The organism is Streptomyces sp. NPDC028308, from assembly GCF_055565855.1.
The window spans coordinates 182,128-207,481 of sequence record NZ_JBVHTO010000006.1; the positions used below are offsets into that span (position 1 = coordinate 182,128).

General features: G+C 73.2%; 25 protein-coding genes and 5 tRNA genes. 10 read left to right on the top strand and 20 right to left on the bottom strand.

What is annotated here, in order from left to right:
• Positions 1–36 precede the first annotated feature (36 nt).
• Together ACZ4VA_RS15265 and ACZ4VA_RS15270 are read right to left on the bottom strand one after the other, a co-directional pair.
• A complete protein-coding gene (locus tag ACZ4VA_RS15265; RefSeq protein WP_167459210.1) occupies positions 37–189 on the bottom strand; it encodes a hypothetical protein in 153 nt (50 codons plus the stop codon).
• Between the two features lie 199 nt (positions 190–388).
• Positions 389–832 carry a hypothetical protein gene (locus tag ACZ4VA_RS15270; protein ID WP_356166617.1) on the bottom strand — a complete coding sequence of 148 codons (444 nt, stop codon included), beginning with the start codon at positions 830–832 and terminating at the stop codon, positions 389–391.
• A gap of 170 nt (positions 833–1,002) precedes the next feature.
• Between ACZ4VA_RS15270 and ACZ4VA_RS15275 the strand changes: the two genes are divergently transcribed.
• Positions 1,003–1,527: a DsbA family protein gene (locus tag ACZ4VA_RS15275; RefSeq protein WP_356166620.1), complete on the top strand. Its 525-nt coding sequence runs from the start codon at positions 1,003–1,005 to the stop codon at positions 1,525–1,527.
• Positions 1,528–1,549: 22 nt separating this feature from the next.
• Here the strand turns inward: ACZ4VA_RS15275 and ACZ4VA_RS15280 are convergent, their stop codons facing one another.
• From ACZ4VA_RS15280 to ACZ4VA_RS15290, 3 genes are read right to left on the bottom strand one after another with little or no spacing between them, the layout of a single operon-like run.
• Positions 1,550–2,374 (bottom strand): GNAT family N-acetyltransferase, encoded by an 825-nt coding sequence (locus ACZ4VA_RS15280; protein ID WP_356166623.1) that lies wholly within the window; start codon positions 2,372–2,374, stop codon positions 1,550–1,552.
• Positions 2,375–2,433: 59 nt separating this feature from the next.
• A complete protein-coding gene (locus ACZ4VA_RS15285) occupies positions 2,434–3,255 on the bottom strand; it encodes an aminotransferase class IV (protein ID WP_389391084.1) in 822 nt (273 codons plus the stop codon).
• Positions 3,252–4,295, bottom strand: a complete 1,044-nt coding sequence (locus ACZ4VA_RS15290; protein WP_468081626.1) for a chorismate-binding protein — start codon at positions 4,293–4,295, stop codon at positions 3,252–3,254. Before ACZ4VA_RS15290 ends, ACZ4VA_RS15285 begins: the two co-directional genes overlap by 4 nt.
• Positions 4,296–4,452: 157 nt before the next feature.
• Here ACZ4VA_RS15290 and ACZ4VA_RS15295 point away from each other — a divergent pair.
• From ACZ4VA_RS15295 to ACZ4VA_RS15315, 5 genes are all read left to right on the top strand, one after another.
• Positions 4,453–4,525: transfer RNA gene (locus ACZ4VA_RS15295), tRNA-Gly, on the top strand.
• A gap of 39 nt (positions 4,526–4,564) precedes the next feature.
• Positions 4,565–4,638 (top strand) — tRNA-Cys (locus ACZ4VA_RS15300).
• A 1-nt stretch (position 4,639) separates the two neighbouring features.
• A tRNA-Val gene (locus ACZ4VA_RS15305) sits at positions 4,640–4,711 on the top strand.
• A 26-nt stretch (positions 4,712–4,737) separates the two neighbouring features.
• A tRNA-Val gene (locus ACZ4VA_RS15310) sits at positions 4,738–4,809 on the top strand.
• 29 nt (positions 4,810–4,838) lie between these two features.
• A tRNA-Val gene (locus ACZ4VA_RS15315) sits at positions 4,839–4,913 on the top strand.
• Between the two features lie 94 nt (positions 4,914–5,007).
• On the opposite strand, the gene ACZ4VA_RS15320 is transcribed toward ACZ4VA_RS15315, so the two are convergent.
• The 4 genes from ACZ4VA_RS15320 to ACZ4VA_RS15335 all read right to left on the bottom strand — a co-directional run bounded on the left by ACZ4VA_RS15320 (position 5,008) and on the right by ACZ4VA_RS15335 (position 7,248).
• Positions 5,008–5,292: a TFIIB-type zinc ribbon-containing protein gene (locus ACZ4VA_RS15320; protein ID WP_356166631.1), complete on the bottom strand. Its 285-nt coding sequence runs from the start codon at positions 5,290–5,292 to the stop codon at positions 5,008–5,010.
• 79 nt (positions 5,293–5,371) lie between these two features.
• Entirely contained in the window at positions 5,372–6,313 is a 942-nt protein-coding gene (locus ACZ4VA_RS15325) for a phosphotransferase family protein (protein ID WP_468081629.1), read from the bottom strand.
• Positions 6,314–6,563: 250 nt separating this feature from the next.
• Positions 6,564–6,773: a hypothetical protein gene (locus tag ACZ4VA_RS15330; protein ID WP_356166637.1), complete on the bottom strand. Its 210-nt coding sequence runs from the start codon at positions 6,771–6,773 to the stop codon at positions 6,564–6,566.
• Between the two features lie 241 nt (positions 6,774–7,014).
• A complete protein-coding gene (locus ACZ4VA_RS15335) occupies positions 7,015–7,248 on the bottom strand; it encodes a hypothetical protein (RefSeq protein WP_121404330.1) in 234 nt (77 codons plus the stop codon).
• Between the two features lie 196 nt (positions 7,249–7,444).
• Between ACZ4VA_RS15335 and ACZ4VA_RS15340 the strand changes: the two genes are divergently transcribed.
• The gene (locus ACZ4VA_RS15340; RefSeq protein ID WP_356166681.1) at positions 7,445–8,749 is read left to right on the top strand and encodes a serine/threonine-protein kinase; all 1,305 of its coding nucleotides are present in this window, start codon (positions 7,445–7,447) and stop codon (positions 8,747–8,749) included.
• A gap of 27 nt (positions 8,750–8,776) precedes the next feature.
• Here ACZ4VA_RS15340 and ACZ4VA_RS15345 read toward each other — a convergent pair whose 3' ends face one another.
• The 8 genes from ACZ4VA_RS15345 to ACZ4VA_RS15380 all read right to left on the bottom strand — a co-directional run bounded on the left by ACZ4VA_RS15345 (position 8,777) and on the right by ACZ4VA_RS15380 (position 20,421).
• Positions 8,777–9,595: a TrmH family RNA methyltransferase gene (locus ACZ4VA_RS15345; protein ID WP_356242101.1), complete on the bottom strand. Its 819-nt coding sequence runs from the start codon at positions 9,593–9,595 to the stop codon at positions 8,777–8,779.
• A 150-nt stretch (positions 9,596–9,745) separates the two neighbouring features.
• Positions 9,746–11,029, bottom strand: a complete 1,284-nt coding sequence (gene cobA / locus ACZ4VA_RS15350; protein WP_468081632.1) for a uroporphyrinogen-III C-methyltransferase — start codon at positions 11,027–11,029, stop codon at positions 9,746–9,748.
• A gap of 244 nt (positions 11,030–11,273) precedes the next feature.
• On the bottom strand, positions 11,274–15,161 hold the full coding sequence (cobT, locus tag ACZ4VA_RS15355; protein ID WP_468081634.1) for a nicotinate-nucleotide--dimethylbenzimidazole phosphoribosyltransferase: 3,888 nt from the start codon (positions 15,159–15,161) through the stop codon (positions 11,274–11,276).
• Positions 15,162–15,505: 344 nt separating this feature from the next.
• The gene (cbiE, locus tag ACZ4VA_RS15360) at positions 15,506–16,717 is read right to left on the bottom strand and encodes a precorrin-6y C5,15-methyltransferase (decarboxylating) subunit CbiE (RefSeq protein ID WP_356166650.1); all 1,212 of its coding nucleotides are present in this window, start codon (positions 16,715–16,717) and stop codon (positions 15,506–15,508) included.
• A gap of 130 nt (positions 16,718–16,847) precedes the next feature.
• Complete coding sequence (locus ACZ4VA_RS15365; protein WP_355793632.1) at positions 16,848–17,486, bottom strand: GNAT family N-acetyltransferase; 639 nt, start codon at positions 17,484–17,486, stop codon at positions 16,848–16,850.
• Between the two features lie 263 nt (positions 17,487–17,749).
• On the bottom strand, positions 17,750–18,577 hold the full coding sequence (locus ACZ4VA_RS15370; protein ID WP_468081637.1) for a MetQ/NlpA family ABC transporter substrate-binding protein: 828 nt from the start codon (positions 18,575–18,577) through the stop codon (positions 17,750–17,752).
• 60 nt (positions 18,578–18,637) lie between these two features.
• Positions 18,638–19,381: a methionine ABC transporter permease gene (locus tag ACZ4VA_RS15375; RefSeq protein WP_356166654.1), complete on the bottom strand. Its 744-nt coding sequence runs from the start codon at positions 19,379–19,381 to the stop codon at positions 18,638–18,640.
• Positions 19,378–20,421 (bottom strand): methionine ABC transporter ATP-binding protein, encoded by a 1,044-nt coding sequence (locus tag ACZ4VA_RS15380; RefSeq protein WP_355782189.1) that lies wholly within the window; start codon positions 20,419–20,421, stop codon positions 19,378–19,380. The genes ACZ4VA_RS15375 and ACZ4VA_RS15380 overlap by 4 nt, the downstream gene beginning before the upstream one ends.
• 563 nt (positions 20,422–20,984) lie before the next feature.
• Here ACZ4VA_RS15380 and ACZ4VA_RS15385 point away from each other — a divergent pair.
• Both ACZ4VA_RS15385 and ACZ4VA_RS15390 read left to right on the top strand, forming a co-directional pair.
• The gene (locus tag ACZ4VA_RS15385) at positions 20,985–21,344 is read left to right on the top strand and encodes a hypothetical protein (protein ID WP_356166657.1); all 360 of its coding nucleotides are present in this window, start codon (positions 20,985–20,987) and stop codon (positions 21,342–21,344) included.
• Between the two features lies 1 nt (position 21,345).
• Positions 21,346–21,798, top strand: coding sequence for a hypothetical protein (locus ACZ4VA_RS15390; RefSeq protein ID WP_388906959.1), 453 nt, complete (start codon positions 21,346–21,348; stop codon positions 21,796–21,798).
• A 73-nt stretch (positions 21,799–21,871) separates the two neighbouring features.
• Here the strand turns inward: ACZ4VA_RS15390 and ACZ4VA_RS15395 are convergent, their stop codons facing one another.
• The 3 genes from ACZ4VA_RS15395 to ACZ4VA_RS15405 all read right to left on the bottom strand — a co-directional run bounded on the left by ACZ4VA_RS15395 (position 21,872) and on the right by ACZ4VA_RS15405 (position 24,162).
• Positions 21,872–22,375, bottom strand: a complete 504-nt coding sequence (locus ACZ4VA_RS15395; protein ID WP_355796069.1) for a GNAT family N-acetyltransferase — start codon at positions 22,373–22,375, stop codon at positions 21,872–21,874.
• A 45-nt stretch (positions 22,376–22,420) separates the two neighbouring features.
• Positions 22,421–22,927, bottom strand: a complete 507-nt coding sequence (locus ACZ4VA_RS15400; protein ID WP_388906962.1) for a sigma-70 family RNA polymerase sigma factor — start codon at positions 22,925–22,927, stop codon at positions 22,421–22,423.
• Positions 22,928–23,001: 74 nt separating this feature from the next.
• The gene (locus ACZ4VA_RS15405; RefSeq protein WP_468081642.1) at positions 23,002–24,162 is read right to left on the bottom strand and encodes a glycerophosphodiester phosphodiesterase; all 1,161 of its coding nucleotides are present in this window, start codon (positions 24,160–24,162) and stop codon (positions 23,002–23,004) included.
• Positions 24,163–24,595: 433 nt separating this feature from the next.
• On the opposite strand from ACZ4VA_RS15405, the gene ACZ4VA_RS15410 reads away from it, so the two are divergent.
• A complete protein-coding gene (locus ACZ4VA_RS15410) occupies positions 24,596–25,225 on the top strand; it encodes a lysophospholipid acyltransferase family protein (protein ID WP_356242272.1) in 630 nt (209 codons plus the stop codon).
• The last annotated feature ends 129 nt before the right edge of the window (positions 25,226–25,354 follow it).

Here is a 25,354-nt window from a genome sequence, read left to right on the forward strand (position 1 = left end):
CCCGCAACGGGTGGCGCCAGGGGCTCCGTGTACGGCTCAGAGCAGCAGCAGATCGTGCAGCGAAGCCATGAGCAGCAGACAGCCGATCACCGCAAGGAAGATCATCAGCGGTGGCTGGGAAAGTGCGAAGAGACAACCCCGCCGTTCCTCGGAAGGGGCGGCGGTGTCGCTCTGTGTTGTGTCCAGCATCTCGCGGTGATGATGACCTACGGCAGACCCCCGGGGCGATCAACACGCCCGAAATGACCGGGAGTTCATGAATTTCGCGAACTGCGGTGATGGACTTGATCACTTAGGCGGGTCCGGCTGATCACTTTCGGCTGGGTCGTTTCGGTTCGCCGTGGAGCGCGGGGGTGCCCGCGGTCGCGAACCGCCGGTCGCGCGCCGCTCAGATGCCGTGCTTCTTCAGGATCGCCTCGATGTCGCTGAAGTCGTCCGAGGAGCCCGCCGGGCGCTGCGCCGGGGCCGGCCGCACCGCCGGTCGCGCGCCCCCGCCCTGGGAGGGCGCCGACGCCTCGGGGGCCACCGCATCGCGACGGGCGGCCCGCGCCGCCTTGCGTTCCTTGCGGGTGCCGCCGCCGCGGCGCTCCACCGCCCGCGTGGCCAGGAACAGCAGCCAGGCACAGCCCAGCACGGCGAACCCGGCCCAGGCGGTCGGGCTGAACGCGGTGTCCGCTGCCCAGCCGACCGCGCCGGTCATCACCAGGCCGACGGGCACCAGCGAGTAGGCGGCGATCCGGGCCGCGGCCAGGAAACGCTTGCGGTAGGCCGTGACCACGGCGATACCCAGCCCGGCCGCGGACACGGCGGAACAGACGGTCTCGGCAATCATCCGGTCCTCCGGCTGGGTGCGGTCGGGAAGGGGGCTTACGTCCCTTCCATCCTGCACCGGCCCCGGCCCGCTGTGCCATGCCCCGGGCGGACCTCAGGGACATCTCCGGGTCGGGGTCCTCCCCAGGTCCCGGTTGGGGTGCCGGGGCCGCGGCTGGAAGACTGGGCACCATGAACGACTCCCCCGCCGCGCGCCCCGTCCCTCCGGTCCTGGACGTCTGGTGCGAACTGCAGTGCCCGGACTGCCGCACCGCCCTGGACGATCTGCGCGCCCTGCGCGCCCGCTACGGCGACCGCCTGGAGCTGCGGCTGCGGCACTTCCCGCTGGAGAAGCACAAGCACGCGTTCGCCGCCGCCCAGGCCGCCGAGGAGGCGGCCGAGCAGGGCAGCGCCTGGTCGTACGTGGAGGCCGTGCTCGGCCGCGTCGAGGAGCTGGACCGCCGGGGCGAGCCGTTCCTCGTCGAGGTGGCCCGTGAACTCGGCCTGGACGCCGAGGAGTTCGACACCGCGCTGATCGACGGCCGGCACATCCTGATCGTCGACGCCGACCAGGCCGAGGGCAAGGCGATCGGTGTCACGGGCACGCCGACGTATGTCATCGGCGGGGAGCGCCTCGACGGCGGCAAGAGCCAGGAGGGCCTGCGCGAGCGCGTCGAGGAGATCGCCGACCGGCTGCTGGCGGAGCACGGGGCCTGACCGGTCCCGGGCCGCCGCCGTCCTACAGCAGGCTCTTGTACATGTGGTAGGCCGTCGTCTCGTAGCCGAGCGACTCGTACAGCCGCTCGGCCGGGGTGTTGCCCGCGAAGACGTTGAGGCCGACGACCGTCCGGCCGGCGGCGACCGCCTGCGCCTCGGCCAGCAGCATGAGGGAACGCCCGTGGCCCCGGCCCCGGTACGCCGCGTCGGCCTCGACGTCGAAGACGAAGGCGCGCTCCTCCTGAAGGGCCAGCCACAGGGTGCCGACCGGGGTCCCCTCGTGCTCCAGGACGCTGATCAGCACGTTCTCGGTGGCCACGCCCTGCGCGAGCAGCTGGTCGTGGTCGCGTCGCGACTTCTCGTACGCCTCCGCCTCGGGCACCCCCCGCTCGATCCACAGCTGCGCGTAGCTCTCCCTGGCCCGGGCCTCCCAGGGGCGGAACTCGTCCTCGGTCATCGGACGCGCGCGGGTGCCCGGGGGCAGCTCCGGGGGTGTGGCGGCGAGGCGCTTCTCCATGCCGCGGTTGCGGGTGACGTAACCCAGCGCGCGGGTCAGCCGGAGCGCGGCGGCGGCGTCGGCGGGCACGGACGCCTCGATCCGCCGGCAGCCCCAGCCGCGGGCCACCTCCTCGACGGCGAGGGCGGCCACCGCGCCCCGCCCGCGTCCGCGGTCGGGCTCGTCGATGCGCAGGTCGGTGGCGAGGGCGACGTCGGCTCCGTAGAGCGCGTGGGTGCTGAGGTGTATCGCGCCCACGGGACGGCTGTTCACGCAGACCTGGTAGTGGCGCGAACGCGTCCCGTCGGCGTGGTGCTGGAGCGGCTCGGTCGGCCGCAGGGTCGTGGTCATCAGGGGTGTTGTACCCGCCCCGCGCTCCGGCGTCATCCGGATTTACCGGCTGTGCGCGGTCACGGGTCCAGGTCGTCGCCCGCGCGCTCCTCGAAGATCCGCATGGCCTTCGCGGTCACCGGGCCCGGCGCGCCCGGCAGTTCGCGCCCGTCGACGCGGTGCACCGCCTGCACGTCCCGCAGCGTCGAGGTCAGGAAGATCTCGTCGGCGCGCTCCAGCACGTCGAAGGGCAGATCGGTCTCCCGGGCGCCCGCCCACTCGACGGCGAGGGCGCGGGTGATGCCGGCGAGGCAGCCGGAGACGACCGGCGGGGTGTGGATCTCGCCGTCCAGGACGACGAAGACGTTCGATCCCGTGCCCTCGCACAGCTGCCCCACCGTGTTCGCGAACAGCGCCTCGGAGGCGCCCTGTTCGCGGGCCCGGGCGAGCGCGACGACGTTCTCCGCGTACGAGGTGGTCTTGAGCCCGGTGAGGGCGCCGCGCTCGTTGCGGGTCCACGGCACGGTGACGACGGCGGTCGAGTCGGGACGGCGAGTGGACGCGCCGAGGGCGACGACCAGCGTCGGGCCGTGCTCGCCGCGGTCCGAGCCGAGCGGCCCGTGACCGCCGGTGTACGTGATCCGGAGCCGGCCCAGCGGCATCGGGTTGGCCTCGATGACGGCGGCGCAGGCGCGGCGCACCTCGTCGAGGTCGGGGTCGGGAAGGCCGAGGCCGCGCGCGGAGCGGGTCAGCCGGTCGAGGTGACGGGTCAGCGCGAACGGCCGCCCGTCGACCGCCTTCACCGTCTCGAAGATGCCGTCGCCCACGGTCAGTCCGTGGTCGAAGACGGAGACGCGGGCGGACTCGGTGTCCTGCAGCCCGCCGTCGAGCCAGATCTTCACGAAAGGGTCCCTCCACTCTCCTCGTACGTCCCCGACGCTACCGCGAGCAGCCGGGAGGCCTTCAGCTCGGTCTCCCGCCACTCGCCCTCGGGGTCCGAGCCCCAGGTGATGCCGGCGCCCGTGCCGAAGCGCAGCTCCCCCGCCGTCCGGTCGATCCAGAAGGTGCGTATGCCCACGGCCAGCTCTCCGGTGCCCCGGTCGGCGTCGACCCAGCCGATGCCCCCGCAGTAGGGGCCGCGGGGCGCGGTCTCCAGGGCGTCGATGATCCGCAGTGCGCTGGACTTGGGGGCGCCGGTGACGGAGCCGGGCGGGAAGGCGGCGGCGAGGAGCTCCGGCCAGCCCGCCTCCTCGCGCAGTTCGCCGCGGACGGTCGAGACGAGGTGGACGAGCCCGGGGTGCTTCTCCACGACGCACAGGTCGGGGACGCTCACGGTGCCGGTGGCGCAGACCCGCCCGATGTCGTTGCGGACCAGGTCCACGATCATCACGTTCTCGGCGTAGTCCTTCTCCAGCAGGTCCGCCTCGGTGCGTCCGGTCCCCTTGATCGGACCCGACTCGACGGTCCGGCCGTCGCGCCGCAAGAACAGTTCCGGGGAGGCGGTGGCGATCTCGACGCCGTGCCCGGGCAGACGAATCGTTCCGGCGTACGGTGCCGGGTTGCCCCGGGCGAGCAGCGCGGTCAGCGCGTCCACGTCGGCGTCGGACGCGACGGGCGCGGAGAGCACCCGGCACAGGTTCGCCTGGTACACCTCGCCGGCCGCGATGTGCCGCCGGATGCGCCGCACGCCCTCGGTGTACGCGGCGCGGTCGAGCGACGACGTCCAGTCACCGGCGGCCGGTCCCCGCCACCGCCCCGGCACCGGAGCGGGCACCGCCTCGGGGCGTACGTCGGCGAAGCGGGCGCAGGTCAGGCGGCCCTCGAAGTCGGTCGCGACGGCCCAGAAGCCGGCGGATTCCAGAGCCGCGGGGTCGCTGGTGACGTCGAGGAGATTGGTCGCCACGAGGCCGCCGAAGCGGGCGAGAGCAGGGAGGTCGTGCACGTTGTCGAGTCTAGGGTGGGTGACCTGCGGGCGGGCCCGGCCGCGTCCTGGCGCGGACGCACCGCAGCACGCTGCGCAAACGCGTTTTTGTGCTGGCCCCGGAATCCGCTAGAGTTCAACACGTCGCCGGGACGCGTGAGCCGACCGGAAACGACAAGCGGACGTAGCTCAGTTGGTAGAGCGCAACCTTGCCAAGGTTGAGGTCGCCAGTTCGAACCTGGTCGTCCGCTCGCAGGAAGAGGGGGATCTTCCCGACCCCCCGCACTCCTGGTGGAGTGGCCGAGAGGCGAGGCAACGGCCTGCAAAGCCGTCTACACGGGTTCAAATCCCGTCTCCACCTCCAAGGACGATTAGCTCAGCGGGAGAGCGCTTCCCTGACACGGAAGAGGTCACTGGTTCAATCCCAGTATCGTCCACTGGATCTCGTCGAAGATCCGTACCCGCGCGATTAGCTCAGCGGGAGAGCGCTTCCCTGACACGGAAGAGGTCACTGGTTCAATCCCAGTATCGCGCACGCAGTACACGCACCACGCAGCACGCCCCGCGCGATTAGCTCAGCGGGAGAGCGCTTCCCTGACACGGAAGAGGTCACTGGTTCAATCCCAGTATCGCGCACCAGCCGAAGCCCCCGGCCGTCTCGACGGCCGGGGGCTTCGTCGTGCGTCCCGCCGGAAGCGGACAGGGGCCCTCCGGTGCGGAGGGCCCCCGCTCGTCAGGACGAGAAGAGCATGCGCCCGAAGCTCTTCTGGCGGTGGTGGCCGCCGTAGTGACCGCCGTGGCCGCCCTGCGGGGCACCCCACGCCGGTGCCGGGGCCGAGGGGTAGGCCTGCGGGGCCGGAGGCGGCGGGGCGGGCTGCGACCACTGGGACTCCAGGCGGGTCAGGGACTCCAGCTCGCCGTAGTCGAGGAAGATCCCGCGGCAGCCGCTGCACTGCTCGATCTGGACGCCATTGCGGTTGTAGGTGTGCATGGGCGCATGGCACTTCGGACACTGCATGCTCGGCTCAACTCCTCGCCGTCGGTGCTGCTTCGTGTGACACCAGGACAGACACTGCCCGGCTGCGGTCGGTTGCACCCTACTTCGCGTGCGCCCGCGTCAACTCGGGCGGGAGGGCCGCCATTCGGTCGCAGGCGTCGACGACGGCGAGCTCGACCTCGTCCAGAGGGCGTTGCGCCGCCGCGGACTTGGCGATCGCCAGGGCCGCGGTCTGCACGGTGAGGGCACGGGCCGGTACGTCCAGCGCCGGCCAGGGGTCGCCGTCGGCGGGAACCGCGGGGCCGTCCGCCTGCCGGTAGGCGGACAGGAAGCGGTGCCACTCCTCGGGCGGCAGGAGACCGCAGGCGTACCAGGCGGCCGGGCGGGCCAGGTCCCAGGCGGGGACCCCGTGGCCCAGGTCGTCCACGTCGATGAGCAGCCAGCGGCCGGTCGTCTCCGGGTGGCGCACCAACTGGCCGAGGTGGAGGTCGCCGTGGCAGAGGACGCGGGGTCCGTCCGGCATCGGCGCTTCGGCGCGGGCCCAGGGCGGCAGGCCGGCCCAGGCCCGCAGGACCGGTGCCGCGGCGGGGTGCGGGCCGGCCGCCCCGAGCCGGGCGATCGCGCGGGCCGCCTTGACGGGGCCGCGCATGGCGGGCAGCCCGTCCGGCACGGGCGCCCGGTGCAGCCGGGCCAGCAGGGCGGCGGCGGCTTCCCAGGGGGCCGCCTCGGGTGTCTCCGGGTCGACCGGGGTGCCGTAGGGCCAGAAGGTCACGGGGCGGCCGTGCAGGTCGACGGGGGCGGGGCGCAGCGGCGGGAGGAGGACGCCGGAGAGGGCCGGGTGGGCGGCGACGGCCAGGCGCCGGGAGAGCTCGCGGTGGTCCGTGCCGGGGTCGTGCGCCTTGGCGACGGTGTCGCCGTGCCGGACGACGGTGCCGTCCCGCCGGTCGGCGATCACCGCGTCGTCGTGCGCGCAGGCGGCGCCGGCGGGATGGGCCGCGCCGCGCGCCTGGGCGGTCAGCGCGGGCAGCACGTCTGCGGTCACGGGTCCCCCTCGGGTGCGTTCGGTTCGGGGCGAGCGTACGCAGGCGGAGCGCCGCCCCGGTCACCGGCGGTGGGGTCCGCGCGAGGGGGCGGGCCGGTCCGCGGCGCGCCCGGCCGGGCGCGGACATGGCAATGCCCGCGCAGCTCCCCAGCTGCGCGGGCATTTTTGCCGTCCGCCGCACCCCCGTCCCCACGGGGTTTCATGGCCGGATGTCCCCGCCCGGACCGCTCTTCCGGGCCTGGGGCGCCGCTCAGCGCCCCAGCATCACGCCCACGGACGACGCTTGTGTGACCACTGCTTCCCAGCCGCCGAAGACGACCACGAGCAGGGCCGCCAGGGGAAGGACCATCGCTGTCGCCACCAAGGGGTGGCGGCGGCCCGGGCGGCTGGTGCCGAACGCGGCGGTGTACGCCTTGCGTCCCTGCGTGCGGATCGCCGTCCGCGATGCCGTGTGGGCCATGGTCCCTCTCCTGACCGAGCTTCTGTTGTGGTTGGCAGCGGCGGGTGTCTGACCTCGGGGGACGAGTGCTGCACCCGCCGCTTGACCTCAAATCTAGGTGCGCGGCGGACGTGGGTCGTCATGCCCTCGTACCGATTGCCGGGCCTCCCGGAGGATGAGCGATGACCTGCGGCGTACTCCCCTGGGTGGAGACGAGGTCATCCATCTCAGGGTCTTCCCGGAGGGGACGTCCTGTGTGCCCCTACTGTTCCGAGCTGTCCTCCCTCGGGATCGGCTGCTCCACCAGCGCCAGCACCCGATTCGCCATGAACCGGGCGGTGCGCACCACTGATCCGCTGCGGGTGACTTCGCTCACTTCCACGACGCCCCGCCGCACCGCCGTCTCCACCCGGCGGCCCGCCCTGCTCGCCACCACCTCGTACGTACGTGTCGTGTCCCCGGCGTCCACGACTATCTCCACTCGGTCACCCTTCACGCGTTCAATCCCCCTTCTGGGACGGCTGGTTGGGATCCCGGGCAGCTCGCAGCAGGCCCGGTCGCGCGTTCTCTGACCACCTTTCAAGTTTCCCACCCGGCACTGACAATCGATCGGGTCGCGAGGGCGCGGCCTATGCGCGCACCCGGCCGTGGAAACGTAAGCTGTGGCTCGTCAAACGGACCGGGCAGCGGGGATGGACATGGCGATGATGCGCCTGAGGCGCGAGGACCCGCGTGTCGTCGGCTCGTTCAGGCTTCACCGACGGCTCGGCGCGGGCGGGATGGGCGTTGTCTACCTGGGCTCCGACCGGCGTGGTCAGCGGGTCGCCCTGAAGGTGATCCGGCCTGATCTGGCGGAGGATCAGGAGTTCAGGTCGCGGTTCGCGCGTGAGGTCTCGGCGGCCCGGCGGATCAGGGGCGGATGCACGGCGCGGCTGGTCGCGGCCGATCTCGAGGCGGACCGGCCGTGGTTCGCCACGCAGTACGTTCCCGGTCCCTCGCTGCACGACAAGGTCGCCGAGGAGGGTCCGCTGAGCGCGGCCGACGTGGCGGCGGTCGGCGCCGCCCTGTCCGAGGGCCTGGTCGCCGTGCACGAGGCCGGTGTCGTCCACCGCGACCTGAAGCCGTCCAACATCCTGCTGTCCCCGAAGGGCCCCCGGATCATCGACTTCGGGATCGCCTGGGCGACGGGCGCCTCCACCCTCACCCACGTCGGTACGGCGGTCGGGTCCCCGGGGTTCCTGGCGCCCGAGCAGGTGCGCGGTGCCGCGGTCACCCCGGCGACCGACGTGTTCTCGCTGGGGGCCACCCTCGCGTACGCGGCGACGGCCGACTCGCCCTTCGGGCACGGCAGTTCCGAGGTGATGCTGTACCGCGTGGTGCACGAGGAGGCGCAACTGCACGGGGTCCCCGACGCGCTGGCCCCGCTGGTGCGGGCCTGCCTCGCGAAGGACCCCGAGGAGCGGCCCAGCACGCTGCAACTGTCGCTGCGGCTCAAGGAGATCGCGGCCCGTGAGGCCCAAGGGCTCGCGGACGTACGGCCGCCCGCGCCGCGTACCGACCCGGACCGGCCGAGCGGACGGCTCGCCGAGCAGTACGCCGAGCAGCGCACCCAGCGGCGTCCGCAGGGCCCGCAGACCGGGCAGGGCACTCCCCCGGCCCGCGCGGGCGGCTCCCGGACGGGCGGGTCCCGGTCGGGGTCGCGGCCGGCGCCGTCGCGCAACACGACCCGCTCGGGCGGCCGGCCCGCTCCGCGCAGTGGCGCCGGGCGGCAGGGGCCCCGCACCACCGGTACCGGCCGGCGGCCCGCCAATCCGCGGCTGCTGCGTCAGCGGCTGTTCGTGTTCGTCGTGGTGACGCTGCTGGTGGCGCTGGGCATCGCGGCGGCGCAGGGCTGCCAGGGGCCGGCCCGGGGACTCGGCGGCGAGGGCGCCCGTGCGGACGCGGGGCACGCACAGGCGTACGCGCCGCCGGGCGAGGGACACCGCGCCGCTCCGTAGCTGCGGTCGGCGGGTCCCCCTGGGTGGTCAGGCCGTCGGGCGGCCCGTGGCCACGGCGTAGAAGGCGACCGCCGCCGCCGCGCCGACGTTCAGCGAGTCGACTCCGTGGGCCATCGGGATGCGCACCCACTCGTCGGCGGCGACCAGCGCCCGGGTGGACAGGCCGTCGCCCTCCGCGCCGAGCATCAGGGCCACGCGTTCCATCCGGTGGGGCGCGGCCTCGTCCAGGGTCGCGGCCTTCTCGTCGGGGGTGAGCGCGAGGAGGGTGAAGCCGGCCTCGCGGACCGTCTCCAGGCTCTTGGGCCAGGATTCGAGCCGGGCGTACGGCACCGAGAAGACGGCGCCCATGGAGACCTTCACCGAGCGCCGGTAGAGCGGGTCGGCGCAGTCCGGGGAGAGCAGCACGGCGTCCATGCCGAGGGCCGCCGCCGAGCGGAAGATCGCGCCGATGTTGGTGTGGTCGTTGACCGACTCCATGACGACCACGCGGCGGGCCGAGCGCAGGAGTTCGTCCGCCGTCGGCAGCGGTTTGCGCTGCATGGAGGCGAGGGCCCCGCGGTGCACGTGGTAGCCGGTGACCTGTTCGGCGAGCTCGGGGCTGACCGCGTACACCGGGGCCGGCAGCTCGTCGATGACGTCGCGCATGACGTCGACCCACTTGGCGGAGAGCAGCATCGAGCGCATCTCGTAGCCGGCGTCCTTGGCGCGCCGGATGACCTTCTCGCCCTCGGCGATGAACAGGCCCTCGGCCGGTTCGCGCTTGCGGCGCAGCTCCACGTCGGTCAGGCCCGTGTAGTCGCGCAGACGCGGGTCGTCGGGGTCCTCAACGGTGATGAGATCGGCCACAGGGTGATACTGCCTTGTCCTGGGTGCGGTGCCAACGGCTTGGAACGGGTGGGTTACCCGGGGTTACGCGGAGATCCCGGGCGGCGGGCTCTCCGGGTCCTTTCGGCGGCCGGTGACCTCCGGAGGGGTCGCGGGCCGGGTGCTGCACGGCTACTCGGCGAGTCCGGGAGCCGGGTTCGCGGACGCCGCCTCGTCGAACAGGTCCTTGAGGAGACCCGCGCCCACGTTGACGACCTCGCCGACGACGATGACCGCGGGGGGCTTGACCTCCTCGGCGCGCACGGTGTCCGCGACCGTCGCGAGGGTGGCGTCGACGCGCCGCTGGGCGGCCGTCGTGCCCTCCTGGACGAGGGCGACCGGGGTGTCGCCGGCCCTGCCGTTGTCCATGAGGGTGCGGGCGATGGCGCCGATCTTGTCCACGCCCATCAGGACGACGAGCGTGCCGCGCAGCCGGGCGAGGGCCGCCCAGTCGACGAGAGAGCGCTCGTCGTCGGGGGCGACATGGCCGCTGACGACGGTGAACTCGTGCGCGACCCCGCGGTGCGTGACGGGGATGCCCGCGGCGCCCGGGACCGAGATCGAGCTGGAGATGCCCGGGACGACCGTGCACGGGATGCCCGCCTCCGCGAGCGCCTGGGCCTCCTCCATGCCCCGGCCGAAGACGAAGGGGTCGCCGCCCTTCAGGCGGACCACCGCCTTGCCCTGCCGGGCGTGCTCGATCAGCGCGTCGTTGATGGCCTCCTGCGCCATGAAACGGCCGTACGGGATCTTCGCGGCGTCGATCACCGCGACGTGCGGCGGGAGTTCGGCGAGCAGGTCGCGCGGGCCGAGACGGTCGGCGATGACCACGTCGGCCTCGGCGAGCAGGCGCCGCCCGCGGACGGTGATCAGGTCCGGGTCGCCGGGTCCGCCGCCGACCAGGGCGACGCCCGGGACGCGGGTGCGGTGGTGCGGCGCCACCAGCGTGCCGTCGCGCAGTCCCTCCACCACCGCGTCGCGGATGGCGGCGGTGTGGCGGGGGTCGCGGCCCCGGGCGTTCGTCGTCAGCACGGCGACCGTGACGCCCTCGCTGTGTCCGGTGGCCGGGGTCCAGGCGGTGGCCGCGTCGGCGTCGTCGGAGCGGACGCACCAGACGCGGAGCCGCTCCGCCTCCGCGGAGGCCCGCACGTTCGCCGCCGTGTCGCTGGTGGCGATCAGGGCGTACCAGGCCTCGGCCAGGTCGCCGTCCTCGTAGGACCGCCGCGTCCAGGTGATCTCGCCCGCGTCCGCCATCGCCTCGACGGAGGGGGTGGCCTGCGGGGACACGAGGTGGACGTCGGCGCCGGCCGCGATCAGGGCGGGAAGGCGGCGCTGGGCGACCTGGCCGCCGCCGAGGACGACGACGCGGCGGCCGGCGAGACGGAGGCCCACGGGGTAGGCGGGGTGTTCGGCCATGGAGGTGCGGCTCCTCGTGCGGGGCGGTGCGAGACGGGCCCCCTGCGCCTTCGGAGCGGGCCTGACGTGCGGATTTTAAGCTGCGGGTGACAGCGGTGGCTCGGGCGGGTGCGGGTTACCTCCCCGCGCCCGGCCCCGCCCGAAACCGGGACGGCGCTCTCGGGACGCCGTCCGTGCGGTCCGGGGAGGCCCCGCGTCCTGCCGTACCGTCGCCGGGCGACGGGGCGGGACGCGGCGCTCGCGGCTACTTCTCGGTCACGCCCGCGGAGTCGAAGGTCGCCACCTCGTGCATCGCCCGGGCCGCGCTCTGCACCACCGGCAGCGCGAGGAGGGCGCCGGTGCCCTCGCCGAGCCGGAGGTCGAGGTCGACCAGCGGGCGCAGGCCCAGCTTGTTCAGGGCCGCCACATGGCCGGGCTCCGCGCTGCGGTGGCCGGCGATGCAGGCCGCGAGGACCTCGGGGGCGATCGCGCGGGCCACCAGGGCCGCCGCTCCGGCGCTGACGCCGTCCAGGATCACCGGGGTGCGCAGGGACGCGCCGCCCAGCAGCAGGCCGACCATGGCGGCGTGCTCGAAGCCGCCGATCGCGGCCAGGACGCCGATCGGGTCGGCCGGGTCCGGCTGGTGCACGTCGAGGGCGCGGCGCACGACCTCGGTCTTGCGGGCCAGGGTCTCGTCGTTGATGCCCGTGCCGCGCCCGGTGACCTCACTCGGGTCGGTGCCCGTGAAGACGGAGATCAAGGCCGCCGACGCGGTGGTGTTGGCGATGCCCATCTCACCGGTCAGCAGGGCCTTGTTGCCGGCCGCGACCAGGTCGCGGGCCGTCTCGATGCCGACCTCGATGGCCGCCCTGGCCTCCTCGCGGGTCATCGCCGGGCCGGTCGTCATGTCGGACGTGCCCGCGCGGATCTTGCGCGGCAGCAGGCCCGGGGTCGCGGGCAGGTCGGAGGCGACGCCCACGTCGATGACGCAGACCTCGGCGCCCACCTGGTTGGCGAAGGCGTTGCACACCGCGCCGCCGCCCAGGAAGTTGGCCACCATCTGGGCGGTGACCTCCTGCGGCCACGGGGTGACGCCCTGGGCGTGGACACCGTGGTCGCCGGCGAAGATCGCGACGGCCGCGGGCTCCGGGATCGGCGGCGGGCACTGGCGGGACAGGCCGGACAGCTGCGCGGAGATGATCTCCAGCATGCCGAGGGCGCCGGCCGGCTTCGTCATCCGCTTCTGGCGCTCCCAGGCCTCGCCGAGCGCCTTGGCGTCGAGCGGGCGGATGTTGGTGACTGTCTCGGCGAGCAGGTCGTGCGGCTCCTCGCCGGGCAGCGCGCGGCGGCCGTAGGTCTCCTCGTGGACCACCCACGACAGCGGGCGGCGCTTGGACCAGCCGGCCTGCATCAGCTCGGGCTCGTCCGGGAACTCGTCGACGTAGCCGACGCAGAGGTAGGCCACGACCTCCAGGTGCTCGGGCAGGCCGAGGGCGCGCACCATCTCGCGCTCGTCGAAGAAGCTGACCCAGCCGACGCCGAGGCCCTCGGCGCGCGCGGCGAGCCAGAGGTTCTCGACCGCGAGCGCGGAGGAGTACGGGGCCATCTGCGGCTGCGTGTGACGGCCCAGGGTGTGCCGTCCGCCGCGGGTCGGGTCGGCGGTGACGACGATGTTCACCGGGGTGTCGAGGATGGCCTCGATCTTCAGTTCCTTGAACTGCTTGGCGCGGCCCTTGGGCAGGGACTTGGCGTACGCCTCGCGCTGGCGGGCCGCCAGTTCGTGCATCGAGCGGCGGGTCTCGGCGGAGCGGATCACTACGAAGTCCCAGGGCTGGGAGTGGCCGACGCTCGGCGCGGTGTGGGCGGCCTCCAGGACGCGCAGCAGCACGTCGTGCGGGATCGGGTCGCTGCGGAAGCCGTTGCGGATGTCGCGGCGCTCGCGCATCACCCGCAGCACGGCCTCGCGCTCGGCGTCGTCGTAACCGGGCGCGGCCGGGCCGGTGGACTCTCGTACGTCTTCCACTGCGGCCGTGCTCTCTTCCTGGTCGGCGCCCTGGGTGTCCAGGTCGTCCGCCTGCTGTGCGACTACGGGTTCCGGGTCCGCGGCGGGCGGCTCCGGAGCGGGGGGTGCCGGGGGTGCCTCGGCCTCGCGCGGGGCGGGCACGGCGGCGACGGGTTCGGCGTCCGTCGGAAGGCCCGTGACGGGGCCGGGTTCGGCCACCGGTTCCGCGGCGGACTCCGGGACCGCTTCGGCCACCGGCGGGTGGACGGGCTCGGGTTCCTCGGCCGGGACCTGGACGGGTGCGGTCGCCTCGGGCTCCGCGGCGGGGGCGGCCTGCCGCGGCTGCTCCTCCTGCGGGGGCAGCGGGGGCACCGCCATGGCGTGCGGGGGCGTCGGGGCCAGGTGCGGGGTGGTCGGCACCGAGCCGTCCACGGGGACGAACTCGCCGACGGAACGGTGGGCGTGCCGGCCGGCGCGCTGTTCCCGGGGCGTCTCGACAGGCGCGGGCTCGGGGGACCCGGCCGCTTCTTCGGGCAGGACCTCGCCCTGCGAACGGGCCGCCTGCGTCTGGCCGAGGACCGCGTGGGGTGCCGCCGCCTGTGCGCCGACTACCGCCGGGACGCCCCGCTGCGGCTCGGCCGCGAGGCCGGAGAACTGCTGGACGTGCGCCGTCTCCGGGTCGGGGGCGACGAAGCCGGGCGCGGCGTCCGCGAGCGGCTCCTCGGCCACCGGCGCCGTCTCGGCCTCGCTCGGCTGCGGGGCTTCGGCGGGCTGCTGCTGCGGCTCCACGACGGGCGCGAAGGCGGCGGCTGCTTCCGGCAGCCCGGTCGCGGCGTCGGCCTCGAAGGCCACCGGGTCGGCGGTCTGCGTCGGGGTCTGGTGGAGCTCGGGCTCACCGCTCTGCGGGTCCGGGGCCGCGTAGAGGTGCGCGCCGGAGTCCTGGACGGGCGCGGGCTGCGCGACCTCGGCGGGGGCCGGTTGATCGGCGGACGCGGCCGGGTGGACGTCGTCGACGGGCACCGACGGCTCGACGCCCTCGGGGTGGGCCGGCGGCTGCGGAAGGTGCTCCTCCGGCCGGACGGCGTCGAAGGCGGTCTGCCCGGTGTGCGCGTCCTCCGGGCCTTCCGGGGCCTGCGGGGCCACGGGGGCGGCCGGATCCTGCGGCGCGGCCGGGTCCGCCGGGGCGTACGGCTCCGGGGAACCGAGCACGGCGTGCCGGTCGAGGGCGGTGTCGAGGGCCTGCTGGTGCAGGTAGCCCTCCGGCGCGGGCGCGGAGTCGGCCGAGGGCTGGGCCTCGGGCGCCGGTACGGCGTCGGCGGTGTCCGGAGCCGGAACGTCCACGGCTTCCGGCGCCTGGAACTCGCCGGGCGCGGCCTCGGAGGCGTCCGGCGTCTCCGCGGGCTGCGCGGCCTCGGCCGGCTGCTCGAACGCGGTCTCCGGCTCGACGGGTACGTCAGCGGCCTGTGCCGGGGCCTCGGCGGGCTCGGGGGCCTCGGCCACGGCGGTCGGCGCCGCCTCCGGGACGACCGTTTCTGCAGCCGTCCCCTCGGCACTCGCCTGCGGCACCGGCGGCACGTCCTGCGGCTGGGGCGCGGCACCCCAGGGCGCTCCCTGCTGAGGGACCTCCGCGGCCTGCGGGACGTCCAGGTACTCGGGGCCGATGGTCGGCGGGCCGGCCTGGCGCAGGGGCGCGGGTCCCGTGGGCGCACCGGCGGGACCGCGGTCGGCGAGCGAGCGCACGGGGCTGGACGAGCCGTCCGGGATCGGCGGGCCGAGGTGCAGCGGGCGGCGGGGCGTCGTCGGCTGCGGGGCCGGGGCCGGGGGCTGAGCCATGCGGACGGCACCGAGGTCGACCGAGCCGCTGTCGCGGCCGTCCGTCTCGTGCGGTCCGGGCTCGTGGACGAGCTGCGGACCCGGCTCCTGACCGGGCACCGGGCCCGGCTCGGGCGCGAGGGGCAGCGGAGGGGGCGGCGGCACTTCGTTGCCCCACGCGCCCTGCGCGCCCGGCATGAGAAGCAGGTCGTCGTCCTCGGCGGGGGTCTCGGAGGGGTCGAGGAAGGTGTACGCACCGTGCGCGGAGGCGCCCGGCTGCTCCACCATGCCTGCGTTCTCCGGCAGTCCCTCGCCCGGGACCTGGCCGGTGTCGGTCATGCGTACCCCTCGCCCATCGGTTAGTGCTCCTACGACCAGCTCGCCCGGAACGGCGCACCGACCGCCCCCGCAATGAAGAACGAGCGTGCGTGCCCAGCGGCACGAACGACCCGCCCGTAAAGGAGACAAAGCCATTAACTGGCATTGTCCCGGTCGTCCCGCCCTCGCGACAGCGTGATCCGCGACGGTCCACTGTGGACTGCGCCACGTTGCGCGTCCTCCGGTAACGCCGTACCACACCCAACCCAAAAGGGGCGCGTTTTCCGGACATTGGCCGACGAAGCGCCGGGCACGAATGCGGTACGACGATCGGTCAGCCTACCGCGCGCGGTACGACAAGCGGATCACGGGGCGCGATCGGGCAGACGCCCTGTGAGCAGGAACGCGACGCTCCGTTCCTTCTCCGTCCAGGCCCGTGTGTCGAGTTCGACGGCCTGGATGAGGGCGCACTCGACCTGGTAACCGTGCTCGGTCAGGTCCCGGCCGACGAGTTCGGCCGCGTCACGGGTCGCCGCGTGGGTCACGATGCGCTGCGGGCGGCGGTCGGCGACGGCCGAGACCACCGCCGCTCCCCCGCCGCCGACGCGTACGACGTCGGGCTCGGGGAGGTTCTCCAGGACGTGCGGGGCGGTGCCGGGCACGACGTGCACCTGGACGCCGAAGCGGCGGGCCGACTCCTCGGTGCGGGCGCAGGCGGCCGGGTCCCGGTCCACCGCGATGACCGCGGCGCCCGTGCGGGCGGCCTCGGTGGCGAAGGCGCCGCTGCCGGAGCCGATGTCCCACACCAGGTCGCCGATGCGCGGGCCGAGGCGGGCGAGCTGGGCCGCGCGCAGCAGATCCGTTTCGCCTTCGCCGAGTTCGCCGCCGTACGCCGTGGCGGGCAGCGCCCAGCCGCGCGGGCCGGCGCCGGGTTCGCGGCCGGCGATCCAGCCGCCGCCCTCGGTCGCGGCGACGAACCCGCCGATGACGATGACGACGTTGGGGTCACGCCAGGTGTGGTCGGCGGCCTTGTCGGAGGTGACGACGCTGACCTGCTCGCGGTCGGTGCCCAGTTCCTCGCAGATGACGAAGGTGCGGTGGACGCCTTCGAGGAGCAGACCGAGTTCCGCGGGGCCGGCACCCGGCGAGGTGAGGACGGCGACCTTGGTGTGGGCGCGGCACACGTTCACTGCGCGGCGCAGCGAGCGGGGGTGGGCGACGACCACGTGGGCGTCGTCCCAGGGCATCCCGGCGCGGGCGAAGGCGGCGGCCACGGAGGACACGGCGGGGACGACCTCGACCTCGAGGCCGAACTCGGGGGCGCGCAGGGTGCGTACGACTCCGAAGAAGCCGGGGTCCCCGTCGGCGAGGACGACGGCGGTGCCGCGGTGGTTGGCGATGCGGCGGGCGGCGAGGGCGACGCTGCCGAGGCGGACGCGCTCGGCGGTCGCGGGGATCTCGGGGAGTTCGAGGTGGTGGCCGGCGCCCGCCACCAGTGTGGCGGCGCCGAGAGCGGAGCGCGCCGCGGCGGTCAGCGGCGAGCCGTCCCAGCCGATCACCGTGACCCGGTCGGCCATCGTCGTCAGTCTCCAGAGGGTTTTTCGCAGCGTGTCAGGGGACAGCCCACGCACGGGCTCCGTGAGGGTACCTGGTGCGGCCGCACGGCGCCGCGACGGGCCCCCGGGGGGTGGAAGCGCTCCCGCGGTGTCAGTTCCAGTCGGAGTACGACGTGTAGCCGGTCGTCTCGGCGAGTTCCTCGGCGACACCGTCGAGGTCCTCCGGCAGGAGGCTCCACACGATGAAGTCGGTGCGCAGGTCGGCCCAAGTGCCGTCCTCGGTGCGGGTGCGCGCTATGCAGGCGTTGCGCAGGACGCCCTCGCTGATGCAGCCGATCTTCTGGGCGACCTGCTGGGAGGCGGTGTTGTCGGCGGCCGTGCGCAGTTCGATCCGCTCGAACTTCTGGTCGCGGAACAGCCATTGGGCGGTGGCGAGGGCGGCCTCGGAGGCGTATCCCTCACCGCGGGCCCAGGGGGCGATGATGTACGACAGTTCGGTGGACCGGATGTGCCAGTTGGTCCTGCCGAGTTGGACGACACCGACCAGGCGCTGGGTGAGGAACTCCGTGACGGCCAGGTCGAGTCCGCGGCCGGACGTGCGCTCGTCGGGCGCGTATTCGGAGATCCAGCGGCGGGCGCCGTCCTCGGTGAAGGGCTGGGGCACGGACGTCCAGGCGGCGACCAGTTCGTCGTTCATCATCTCGGCCAGGGCCGGGACGTCGTCCTCCTCGAGCGGGCGCAGCACCAACCGCTCCGTGCTGATGGAGATGCCGGGGAAGGTGCTCGTCATGCGCCGCTCCGTAACCTTCGGGAACCGTCGGGCCGTCGGAAATCGTCGGGCCTGCTGAACTGCCCAGCATGCAGCATGGAAGCACCGGAACGCACTACGGGGTCCACTCCCGGTGAAGAGTGGACCCCGTGCGGTGACGAGGGCGTCCGGCGGTGCTCACCGGCGGGACGGGACCTCGTCCGTTCCCCGGCGAACTGCCCCTCGGCGGAAGGCGCGAGAAGGTTCGCGCCCCGCGGACTCCTCGTCGCGGCGCGGCAGGACGGTCAGAAGGACGCCAGGACGGAACCGGCGTACTTGTCCTTGATGAACTTCTTCACCTCGGGCGAGGTGAGGAGCTTGGCGAGCTTCTTGACGCGCGGGTCGTCCTCGTTGCCCTTCTTCACGGCGAGGAAGTTGCCGTACGGGTTGTCCTTGGCGGACTCCAGGACGAGGGCGTCCTCGGCGGGCTTGAGGTCGGACTCGATGGCGTAGTTGCCGTTGATCACCGCGGCGTCGACGTCGTCGAGGGAGCGGGGCGTCTGGGCCGCCTCCAGCTCCTTGAACTTGAGGTTCTTCGGGTTCTTGACGATGTCGCCCGGGGTCGCCTCGTTGCCCACGCCGTCCTTGAGCGTGATGATGCCGTTGGCGTCGAGGAGCTTGAGCGCGCGCGCCTCGTTGACGGTGTCGTTCGGGACGGCGACCGTCGCGCCGCTCTTGAGGTCGTCGGCCTTCTTGACCTTGTGCGAGTACAGGCCGAGCGGCTCCAGGTGCACCGTGACGACGGGCACGATGTGGGTGCCCTTCTTCTTGTTGAAGTCGTCGAGGTAGGGCTGGTTCTGGAAGTAGTTGGCGCCCACGGACCCGTCCTCGGTCGCCGTGTTCGGCGTGACGTAGTCGGTGAACTCCTTGACCTCCAGGTCGAGGCCCGCCTTCTTCGCCAGGTTCTTCTGGACGAAGTCGAGTATCTCGGCGTGCGGGACGGGGCTCGCGGCGACGACCAGCGGACCGCTGGTGTCGGAGGCGGAGTCCTTGTCCGAACCGCAGGCGCTGAGGCCGAGGGTGAGGGCTCCGGCGGCGAGGACGGCAGTGGTGATCTTGGCGGTGTTACGCACGAAAAGTGCCTTTCCTTATGGGTGAAGCGGCCCCGTCTGGGTGGGACGGGGAGTCTGGGGTCAGCCCTTCTTGACGGCGTCGGTCGCGACCGTGGCGGGGAGGGCGCCGCCGAAGGGGCGGAAGAGCAGCAGGGGGCCGGACTTGGCGCCCCGGCGGTGCAGGGCCCGCGCGGCGAAGTCGCCGCCGAACTGGAGGAAGGAGATCGCGACGGCGAGCACCGCGACGGTGATCCACATCAGGCCGGTCTCGAAGCGCTGGTAGCCGTAGCGGATGGCGATGTCGCCGAGTCCGCCGGCGCCGACCGTGCCCGCCATGGCGGAGTAGCCGATGAGCGCGATGACCGTGGTGGTGGCGCCGGAGATCAGCGACGGCAGGGCCTCGGGCACGAGGACGCTGCGTACGGTCTTCCAGGTGCTGCCGCCCATCGACTGGACGGCCTCGACCAGCCCGTCGTCCACCTCGCGGACGGACATCTCGACGAGCCGCGCGTAGAAGGGGATGGCGCCGATGGCGAGCGGCACGATCGCCGCCTCCCGCCCGATGGTCGTGCCGGTGATGGTGCGGGTGAAGCTCATCAGCGCGACCATCAGGATGATGAACGGCATCGAGCGGGCGATGTTCACGACCTGCCCGATCACCTTGTTGGCCACGACGTTCTGCAGCAGTCCGCCGCGGTCGGTGAGGACCAGCAGGAGGCCGAGCGGCAGTCCGCCGACGACCGCGATCAGCGTGGACCAGCCCACCATGTAGAGCGTGTCCCAACACGCCTGGGACAGCAGGGGCTGCATCTCCGACCAGGTCACTTGGCACCTTCCTTCACGAACGCGGACTGCTGGGCCGCCCGGCCGACGAGATCGATCTGCAGTCCCTGCTCGCGCAGGAAGCCGATCGGCACGACGTTCTCCTCGTAGGGGCCGGGGAGTTCGATGCGCATCCGGCCGACCTGCTTGCCCGCGACGGTGTCCATCGCGGCGCCGAGGATCGAGATGTCGATGTTGTAGGTGCGCGAGAGCTGGGAGATGACCGGCTGGGTGGCGGCCTCACCGTGGAAGGTGACGTCGATGACGGTGCGGTCGTCGGCGGAGGCGTCGCCGCTCACCGGGAAGAGCGCGGCGGCCAGTTCGGAGCCGGGGGTGGCGAGCAGTTCCGGGACGGTGCCGGACTCGACGATCCTGCCGTCCTGCATGAGGGCGGCCGAGTCGCAGATGCTCTTCACGACGTCCATCTCGTGGGTGATGAGCAGGACGGTCAGGCCCAGCTGCCGGTTCAGGTCGCGCAGCAGCTGGAGGATGGACCGCGTGGTCTCGGGGTCCAGGGCGCTGGTGGCCTCGTCGGAGAGGAGCACCTTCGGGTCGCCGGCCAGGGCGCGGGCGATGCCGACCCGCTGCTTCTGTCCGCCGGAGAGCTGAGCCGGATAGGTCTTCGCCTTGTCGGAGAGGCCGACCAGGTCGAGCAGTTCGAGTGCCTTGCGCGCCCGCTCCCGGCCGGAGACGCCGAGGATCTCCAGGGGCAGTTCGACGTTGTCCTGGACGGTGCGCGAGGACAGCAGGTTGAAGTGCTGGAACACCATGCCGATGTGGCTGCGCGCCCTGCGCAGTTCCCGGCCGGCGCGCGGGCCGCGTCCGGCGAGGGCGGTGAGGTCCTGTCCGGCGACGCTCACCGTGCCGGCCGTGGGGCGCTCCAGGAGGTTGACGCAGCGGATGAGGGAGGACTTGCCGGCGCCGGACTGGCCGATGACGCCGTACACCTCGCCTTCGCGTACGTGCAGATCGACGCCGTCGAGGGCGGTCACCTCACGGCCGCGCGAGCGGTAGACCTTGGTCAGGCCCGTTGTCGTGATCACTGGGTTTCCGTCACTGTCGAGTGCAGGGCGTGGGTGTGCCCCGGCACGGGTGCATTCGGTCGGGAACGCGGCACGGTTCTCGCGATGGCGAGCGAACCGGGGAGAACGTGTGCGCGGGGGCCGGCTCCGTCACGCAGGGACTACGGACAGGGCACAGCTGTCTCGCTTCGGGGCGCGAGGCTCAGGGGTGGTGCGGGGGCCCTCAGAAGGCGCACATTCGACACATACAACGAGCACCGGGCGTCGTGGTCGCCTCGGTCGCAAGGATGCGGCTGCTCGTCGTGGTCATGGGATCAGTAAAGCAGACGTACGGACGGGTACCGGCACCCCTGTCCGAATAGCGGACAGCCGTGGACGGTGGTCCCGCGCGCGGCGCCCCTCCGTTCTCCCGCGCGTGACCAGCGGGGACGGGGCGGAGCGGCGCGTGCCGTGCCGGGAGCGCCGGGCCCGGCCTCCGTCGGCTGTGGTCAACACCACGGCGGCTCCCGCCGGTGCGCCGCGCCCGCCCGGGCCTCGCCGGGGGCGGGCGCGGCGGGCCTTTTGGTGCGTAATAGGGTCACGGCATGCTTGATGCCCTGACGGTCTCGACCGCCGTCGCCGCGCTCGTGCTCGCCGCCTGGTGCGGCTGGGCCGCCTACCGCGACCAGCCGACCAAGGACTGGCACTTCATCGGCATGGCCGTGGTGTCGCTGCTGGCCCTGGTGCAGTTGGTTGTCGGCGTCGTCCAGCTCTCGCGCGGCGAGAAGCCGGAGCAGGGCACGACGATCTTCGTGGCGTATCTGCTGGGTGCCGTGGCGTGCGTGCCGGCCGCGGGGTTCATGTCGCTGGCGGAGCGCACCCGCTGGGGCTCGGTCACGGTCGCCGCCGGCGGCGCGGTCCTCGCCGTCCTCGAGGTACGGCTCTACGACATCTGGGGAGGCTGAGATGGCGGCCGCCGACGAGCACGGGAGCGTGCGCGGGCAGGACCCGGCACCGGGCGGGAAGCGGGTCCGGCTGATCCGCGGGCCGGGCATGCTGCTGGTCTGGCTGTACGGCGTGATGGTCGTCGGGGCGGTGTCGCGGTCGGCGGTGCAGATCTCGACGGAGTTCGACAAGGCCCCGCTGGCCTACTCGCTGTCGGCCGTCGCCGGGCTGGTGTACGGCTTCATCACGTACTCGCTCGTGCGGGGCGGCGAGACGGCCCGCCGGGCGGCGCTGGTGTGCTGCGCCGCCGAGCTGGCGGGCGTCCTGATCGTCGGCACCTGGACGCTGGTCGAGCCGTCCGCGTTCCCGGACGCGACGGTCTGGTCCGACTACGGGATGGGCTACCTCTTCATCCCGGTGCTGCTGCCGGTGACGGCGATGTACTGGCTCCGCCGGGCCCGCACCGACGTCTGACCGCCGTCGACGCACGGGCATCCGGAGCCCCGGGCACCGCCCGTGACGGACGGCGCCCGGCGCGGGCGAACCGCTAGGCGCTCGTGACGAAGGCGCTCGCGTCTGCGCCCTTCGCGAGGGTGACCAGGGTGAGGCGCTCGTCGACCCGCTCCCGGGAGACCGGGGCGTAGCCGTGCTTCCGGTACAGGCGCAGGTTGTGCTCGCTGCGGTGACCGGTGAACAGCTGGTAGGACTTGGCGGCTCCGTCCGCGCCCAGACGTGCCTCGATGGCGGAGAGCAGGCGTCCGCCCAGGCCGTGGCGCCGCATGCGCGGGTGGACGATGAGCTTGGCGATGCGCGCCGTGCCGTCGGCGTCGACGACGCCGCGCACGGAGGCGACCACCTCGTCGCCGAGCCGGGCCACCAGGACCGTGCCCTGGGCCAGTTCGGCCCTCAGGGAGTCCAGCGGCTGGGTGAGGGGTTCGATGCTGTAGTCGCCGTACAGCTCGGCCTCGCTCTGGTAGCAGAGGTACTGCAGCTTGAGGATCTGTTCGGCGTCCTGCTCGGTCGCCCCCGAGATGGTCACGCTCATGCCCATGTGTGCATGCCTCCCGCTCACCTGTTTACCGGTTGTCCCCCACTCCTATCCCCGCGCTTCGAGAGCCGCAACCTCCGGTGTGAGCAATCGACGCAGACATCCCAGGCATCTGGAACGTTCCGGGCCCAGGCTGCCCTGTGAGATACCCAACTCGCCTGCGATCTCCTGGTAGGTCAGGTCCTTGGGCGAGAGCAGCGCCGCCAGGAGGCGCGGGCAGCGGCCGGGCAGGCGCCGCACCGCGTCGTGCAGGGCGCGGTGGCGGGCGGCGGTGAGGGCCACCTGCTCCGGGCCCGGCCGCCGGTCCTCGGCCGGCTCGGCGCCGTACGGCCGTTCGAGGCGGCTCGTACGGCGGCTGCGGCGGGCCTCGGAGCGCACGGCGCGGCGCAGCCAGCCCTGCGGGTCCAGGGGCGGTCCGTCCGTGTCGAGGCGCTCCAGGAGGCGGAGCCAGACCGCCTGTTCCAGGTCGCCGGGTTCCGCGCCCGACGCATATGCCTCCGCCGAGGCCTCGGCCGCGAGCAGCGGGCGCAGCGTGGCAACCATGTCCGATGTCATATGCGGCACGACGCCGCCGCCCCGGCGAGTGGTTGCCGGGGCGGCCGGGTGTCACCCCATCCGGGGTCGGTGGCTCAGCCGTTGACGAAGTCCTCGCGGGCGAGCAGCGCGGTGTCCGGGTTGTCGGAGAAGACGCCGTCGATGCCGGTCGCGAAGTAGGCCCGGAAGGCGCCGAACGCGTCGCCGTAGGCGTTCGGGTCGGTGCCCTTGCGGAAGTTCGCGGGCAGGAAGGTGTTCTCGTTGCGCATCGTGTACGGGTGCAGGATCAGGCCCGCCTCGTGCGCGTCGTCGACGAGCGTGGTCGGCGTGGTGAGGTTGCCGCTCGCGTCCTTCGGGATGATCAGGTCGAGCGTGGGGCCGATTCCCTGGGCGTACGACGCGATCCACTCCAGGCCGGCGGGCTTGACGAGGTCGGCGACGGTGCGCGGGTCGCCGGACTCGACGAAGTCGTAGGGGCGGCTGCCGGCGCTGGAGAGGAGCACGGCGAGCGGGTTGCCGACCAGCTTGTCCATGCGCTGGATGCTGGTGGGCTCGAAGGACTGGATGATGACCGGCGAGTTCTTCTTGTCCTTGCCGTGCTTGCGCAGCAGCCGGGCGAGCCGCTCCTCGGTGCCGAGGCCGAGCTTGCGGAAGTAGGTGGGGTGCTTGAGCTCGGGGTAGATCCAGACCTGCTTGCCGCGCTTGCGGGTCTGCTCGTCCTGCCAGCGCAGCACCTCCTCGAAGGTGGGGATCTCCCAGCGGCCGTTGTAGATCGTGTTGCGCTGGCGGGTGCCGGGGATGCGCTCGACCGCGCGCAGTGTCTTCAGCTCGGCGAGCGTGAAGTCCTCGGTGAACCAGCCGGTGGTGGCGACCCCGTCGAGCGACTTGGTGGTCTTGCGGTCGGCGAACTCGGGGTGCGCGGCGACGTCGGTGGTGCCGCCGATCTCCGGTTCGTGCCGGCACACCAGGTGGCCGTCCTTGGTGGGCACGAGGTCGCCCGCCTCCACGACGTCCGCACCCATGTCGAGGGCCAGCTCGTACGAGCCGAAGGTGTGCTCCGGCCGGTAGCCGCTGGCCCCGCGGTGCCCGATGACGGTCGGCGTCGGCAGGCTCCGGTAGCCGCCGCCGTGCCGCCCGTCGGCTCTGGCCGCGCCGGGCAGCCCGAGGACCGCTCCGCCCGCGCCGAGCACCGCCGCGCCGAGCAGTGCCCGCCGCGCCGTACCCCGTCCCTGCTCGCCCGTCTCCTGCGTCCCCATGAGCGCTCCTCCCGCCGTACCGCCCTGCACCTGTCAAAGCGGGACGATCGTAGGTGCCCGCGGGTGACGGGAGGGAGACCTCGGACGGAACACGTGGGTGACGCTGGATGTCCTGTGGGGTCCGCGAGTTGGCGTTTCGCCCGGTTGGGGGGCGCGGGTCCGGGTACCCGGTCGGCGGCGGTCCCGGACGTCACCCGACAGGCGGTACGTCCGCGACGTCCGTCACATGTTTCCCCGGCGCGGCGGCGGCCGCGCGGGACGCCACCGCAGGTGAACGCATGTCAACATCGCGTATCCGCTCGGTGAACCCGATGTGCAATCACCGGGCGCCCGCGAGTATCGTCCTCACCTGCACATACTTCATACCGATCCCTTGACACCGGAGGGCCCGTTGTCCCGCTTCGTGCTCATCAAGGCAGTGCTCGGACCGATCATGCGCCTGATGTTCCGCCCACGGGTGGAGGGCGTGGAGCACATTCCCGGCGACGGTCCCGTCATCCTGGCCGGCAACCACCTCACGTTCATCGACTCGATGATCCTCCCGCTGGTCTGCGACCGGCAGGTGCTGTTCATCGGCAAGGACGAGTACGTCACCGGCAAGGGCTTCAAGGGTCGCCTGATGGCCTGGTTCTTCACCGGCGTCGGCATGATCCCGGTGGACCGGGACGGCGCGAACGGCGGCGTCGCGGCGCTGATGACCGGCCGCCGCATCCTGGAGGAGGGCAAGGTCTTCGGCATCTACCCCGAGGGCACCCGCTCCCCCGACGGCCGTCTCTACCGGGGCCGCACCGGCATCGCCCGGCTCACCCTGATGACGGGCGCCCCGGTCGTCCCGTTCGCGATGATCGGCACCGACAAGCTCCAGCCCGGCGGCGCCGGCATCCCGCGCCCGGGCCGGGTCACGGTCCGCTTCGGTGAGGCGATGGAGTTCTCCCGGTACGAGGGCATGGACCGCGACCGCTACGTGCTGCGGGCCGTCACCGACTCGGTGATGACCGAGGTCATGCGCCTCTCCGGCCAGGAGTACGTCGACATGTACGCCACGAAGGCGAAGGCCGCTTAAGCACCGGACGAGCGGGCCGCGGGTGCCGGACGGTCGCGACCGGGCCGGCGCGCCCCCGTACCCGCCGGCCCCGCCCCCCGCGACCGGCGGGCCCTAGACCCAGGGGCCCCCGCCCCTGGACCCAGAGGC

Coding starts and splice junctions, on each gene's coding strand:
- ACZ4VA_RS15265 (WP_167459210.1), bottom strand. CDS start 189: ATGCTGGACACAACACAGAGCGACACCGCCGCCCCTTCCGAGGAACGG.
- ACZ4VA_RS15270 (WP_356166617.1), bottom strand. CDS start 832: ATGATTGCCGAGACCGTCTGTTCCGCCGTGTCCGCGGCCGGGCTGGGT.
- ACZ4VA_RS15275 (WP_356166620.1), top strand. CDS start 1,003: ATGAACGACTCCCCCGCCGCGCGCCCCGTCCCTCCGGTCCTGGACGTC.
- ACZ4VA_RS15280 (WP_356166623.1), bottom strand. CDS start 2,374: ATGACCACGACCCTGCGGCCGACCGAGCCGCTCCAGCACCACGCCGAC.
- ACZ4VA_RS15320 (WP_356166631.1), bottom strand. CDS start 5,292: ATGCAGTGTCCGAAGTGCCATGCGCCCATGCACACCTACAACCGCAAT.
- ACZ4VA_RS15330 (WP_356166637.1), bottom strand. CDS start 6,773: ATGGCCCACACGGCATCGCGGACGGCGATCCGCACGCAGGGACGCAAG.
- ACZ4VA_RS15340 (WP_356166681.1), top strand. CDS start 7,445: ATGGACATGGCGATGATGCGCCTGAGGCGCGAGGACCCGCGTGTCGTC.
- cobA (WP_468081632.1), bottom strand. CDS start 11,029: ATGGCCGAACACCCCGCCTACCCCGTGGGCCTCCGTCTCGCCGGCCGC.
- cobT (WP_468081634.1), bottom strand. CDS start 15,161: ATGACCGACACCGGCCAGGTCCCGGGCGAGGGACTGCCGGAGAACGCA.
- cbiE (WP_356166650.1), bottom strand. CDS start 16,717: ATGGCCGACCGGGTCACGGTGATCGGCTGGGACGGCTCGCCGCTGACC.
- ACZ4VA_RS15365 (WP_355793632.1), bottom strand. CDS start 17,486: ATGACGAGCACCTTCCCCGGCATCTCCATCAGCACGGAGCGGTTGGTG.
- ACZ4VA_RS15385 (WP_356166657.1), top strand. CDS start 20,985: ATGCTTGATGCCCTGACGGTCTCGACCGCCGTCGCCGCGCTCGTGCTC.
- ACZ4VA_RS15390 (WP_388906959.1), top strand. CDS start 21,346: ATGGCGGCCGCCGACGAGCACGGGAGCGTGCGCGGGCAGGACCCGGCA.
- ACZ4VA_RS15395 (WP_355796069.1), bottom strand. CDS start 22,375: ATGGGCATGAGCGTGACCATCTCGGGGGCGACCGAGCAGGACGCCGAA.
- ACZ4VA_RS15400 (WP_388906962.1), bottom strand. CDS start 22,927: ATGACATCGGACATGGTTGCCACGCTGCGCCCGCTGCTCGCGGCCGAG.
- ACZ4VA_RS15405 (WP_468081642.1), bottom strand. CDS start 24,162: ATGGGGACGCAGGAGACGGGCGAGCAGGGACGGGGTACGGCGCGGCGG.
- ACZ4VA_RS15410 (WP_356242272.1), top strand. CDS start 24,596: ATGCGCCTGATGTTCCGCCCACGGGTGGAGGGCGTGGAGCACATTCCC.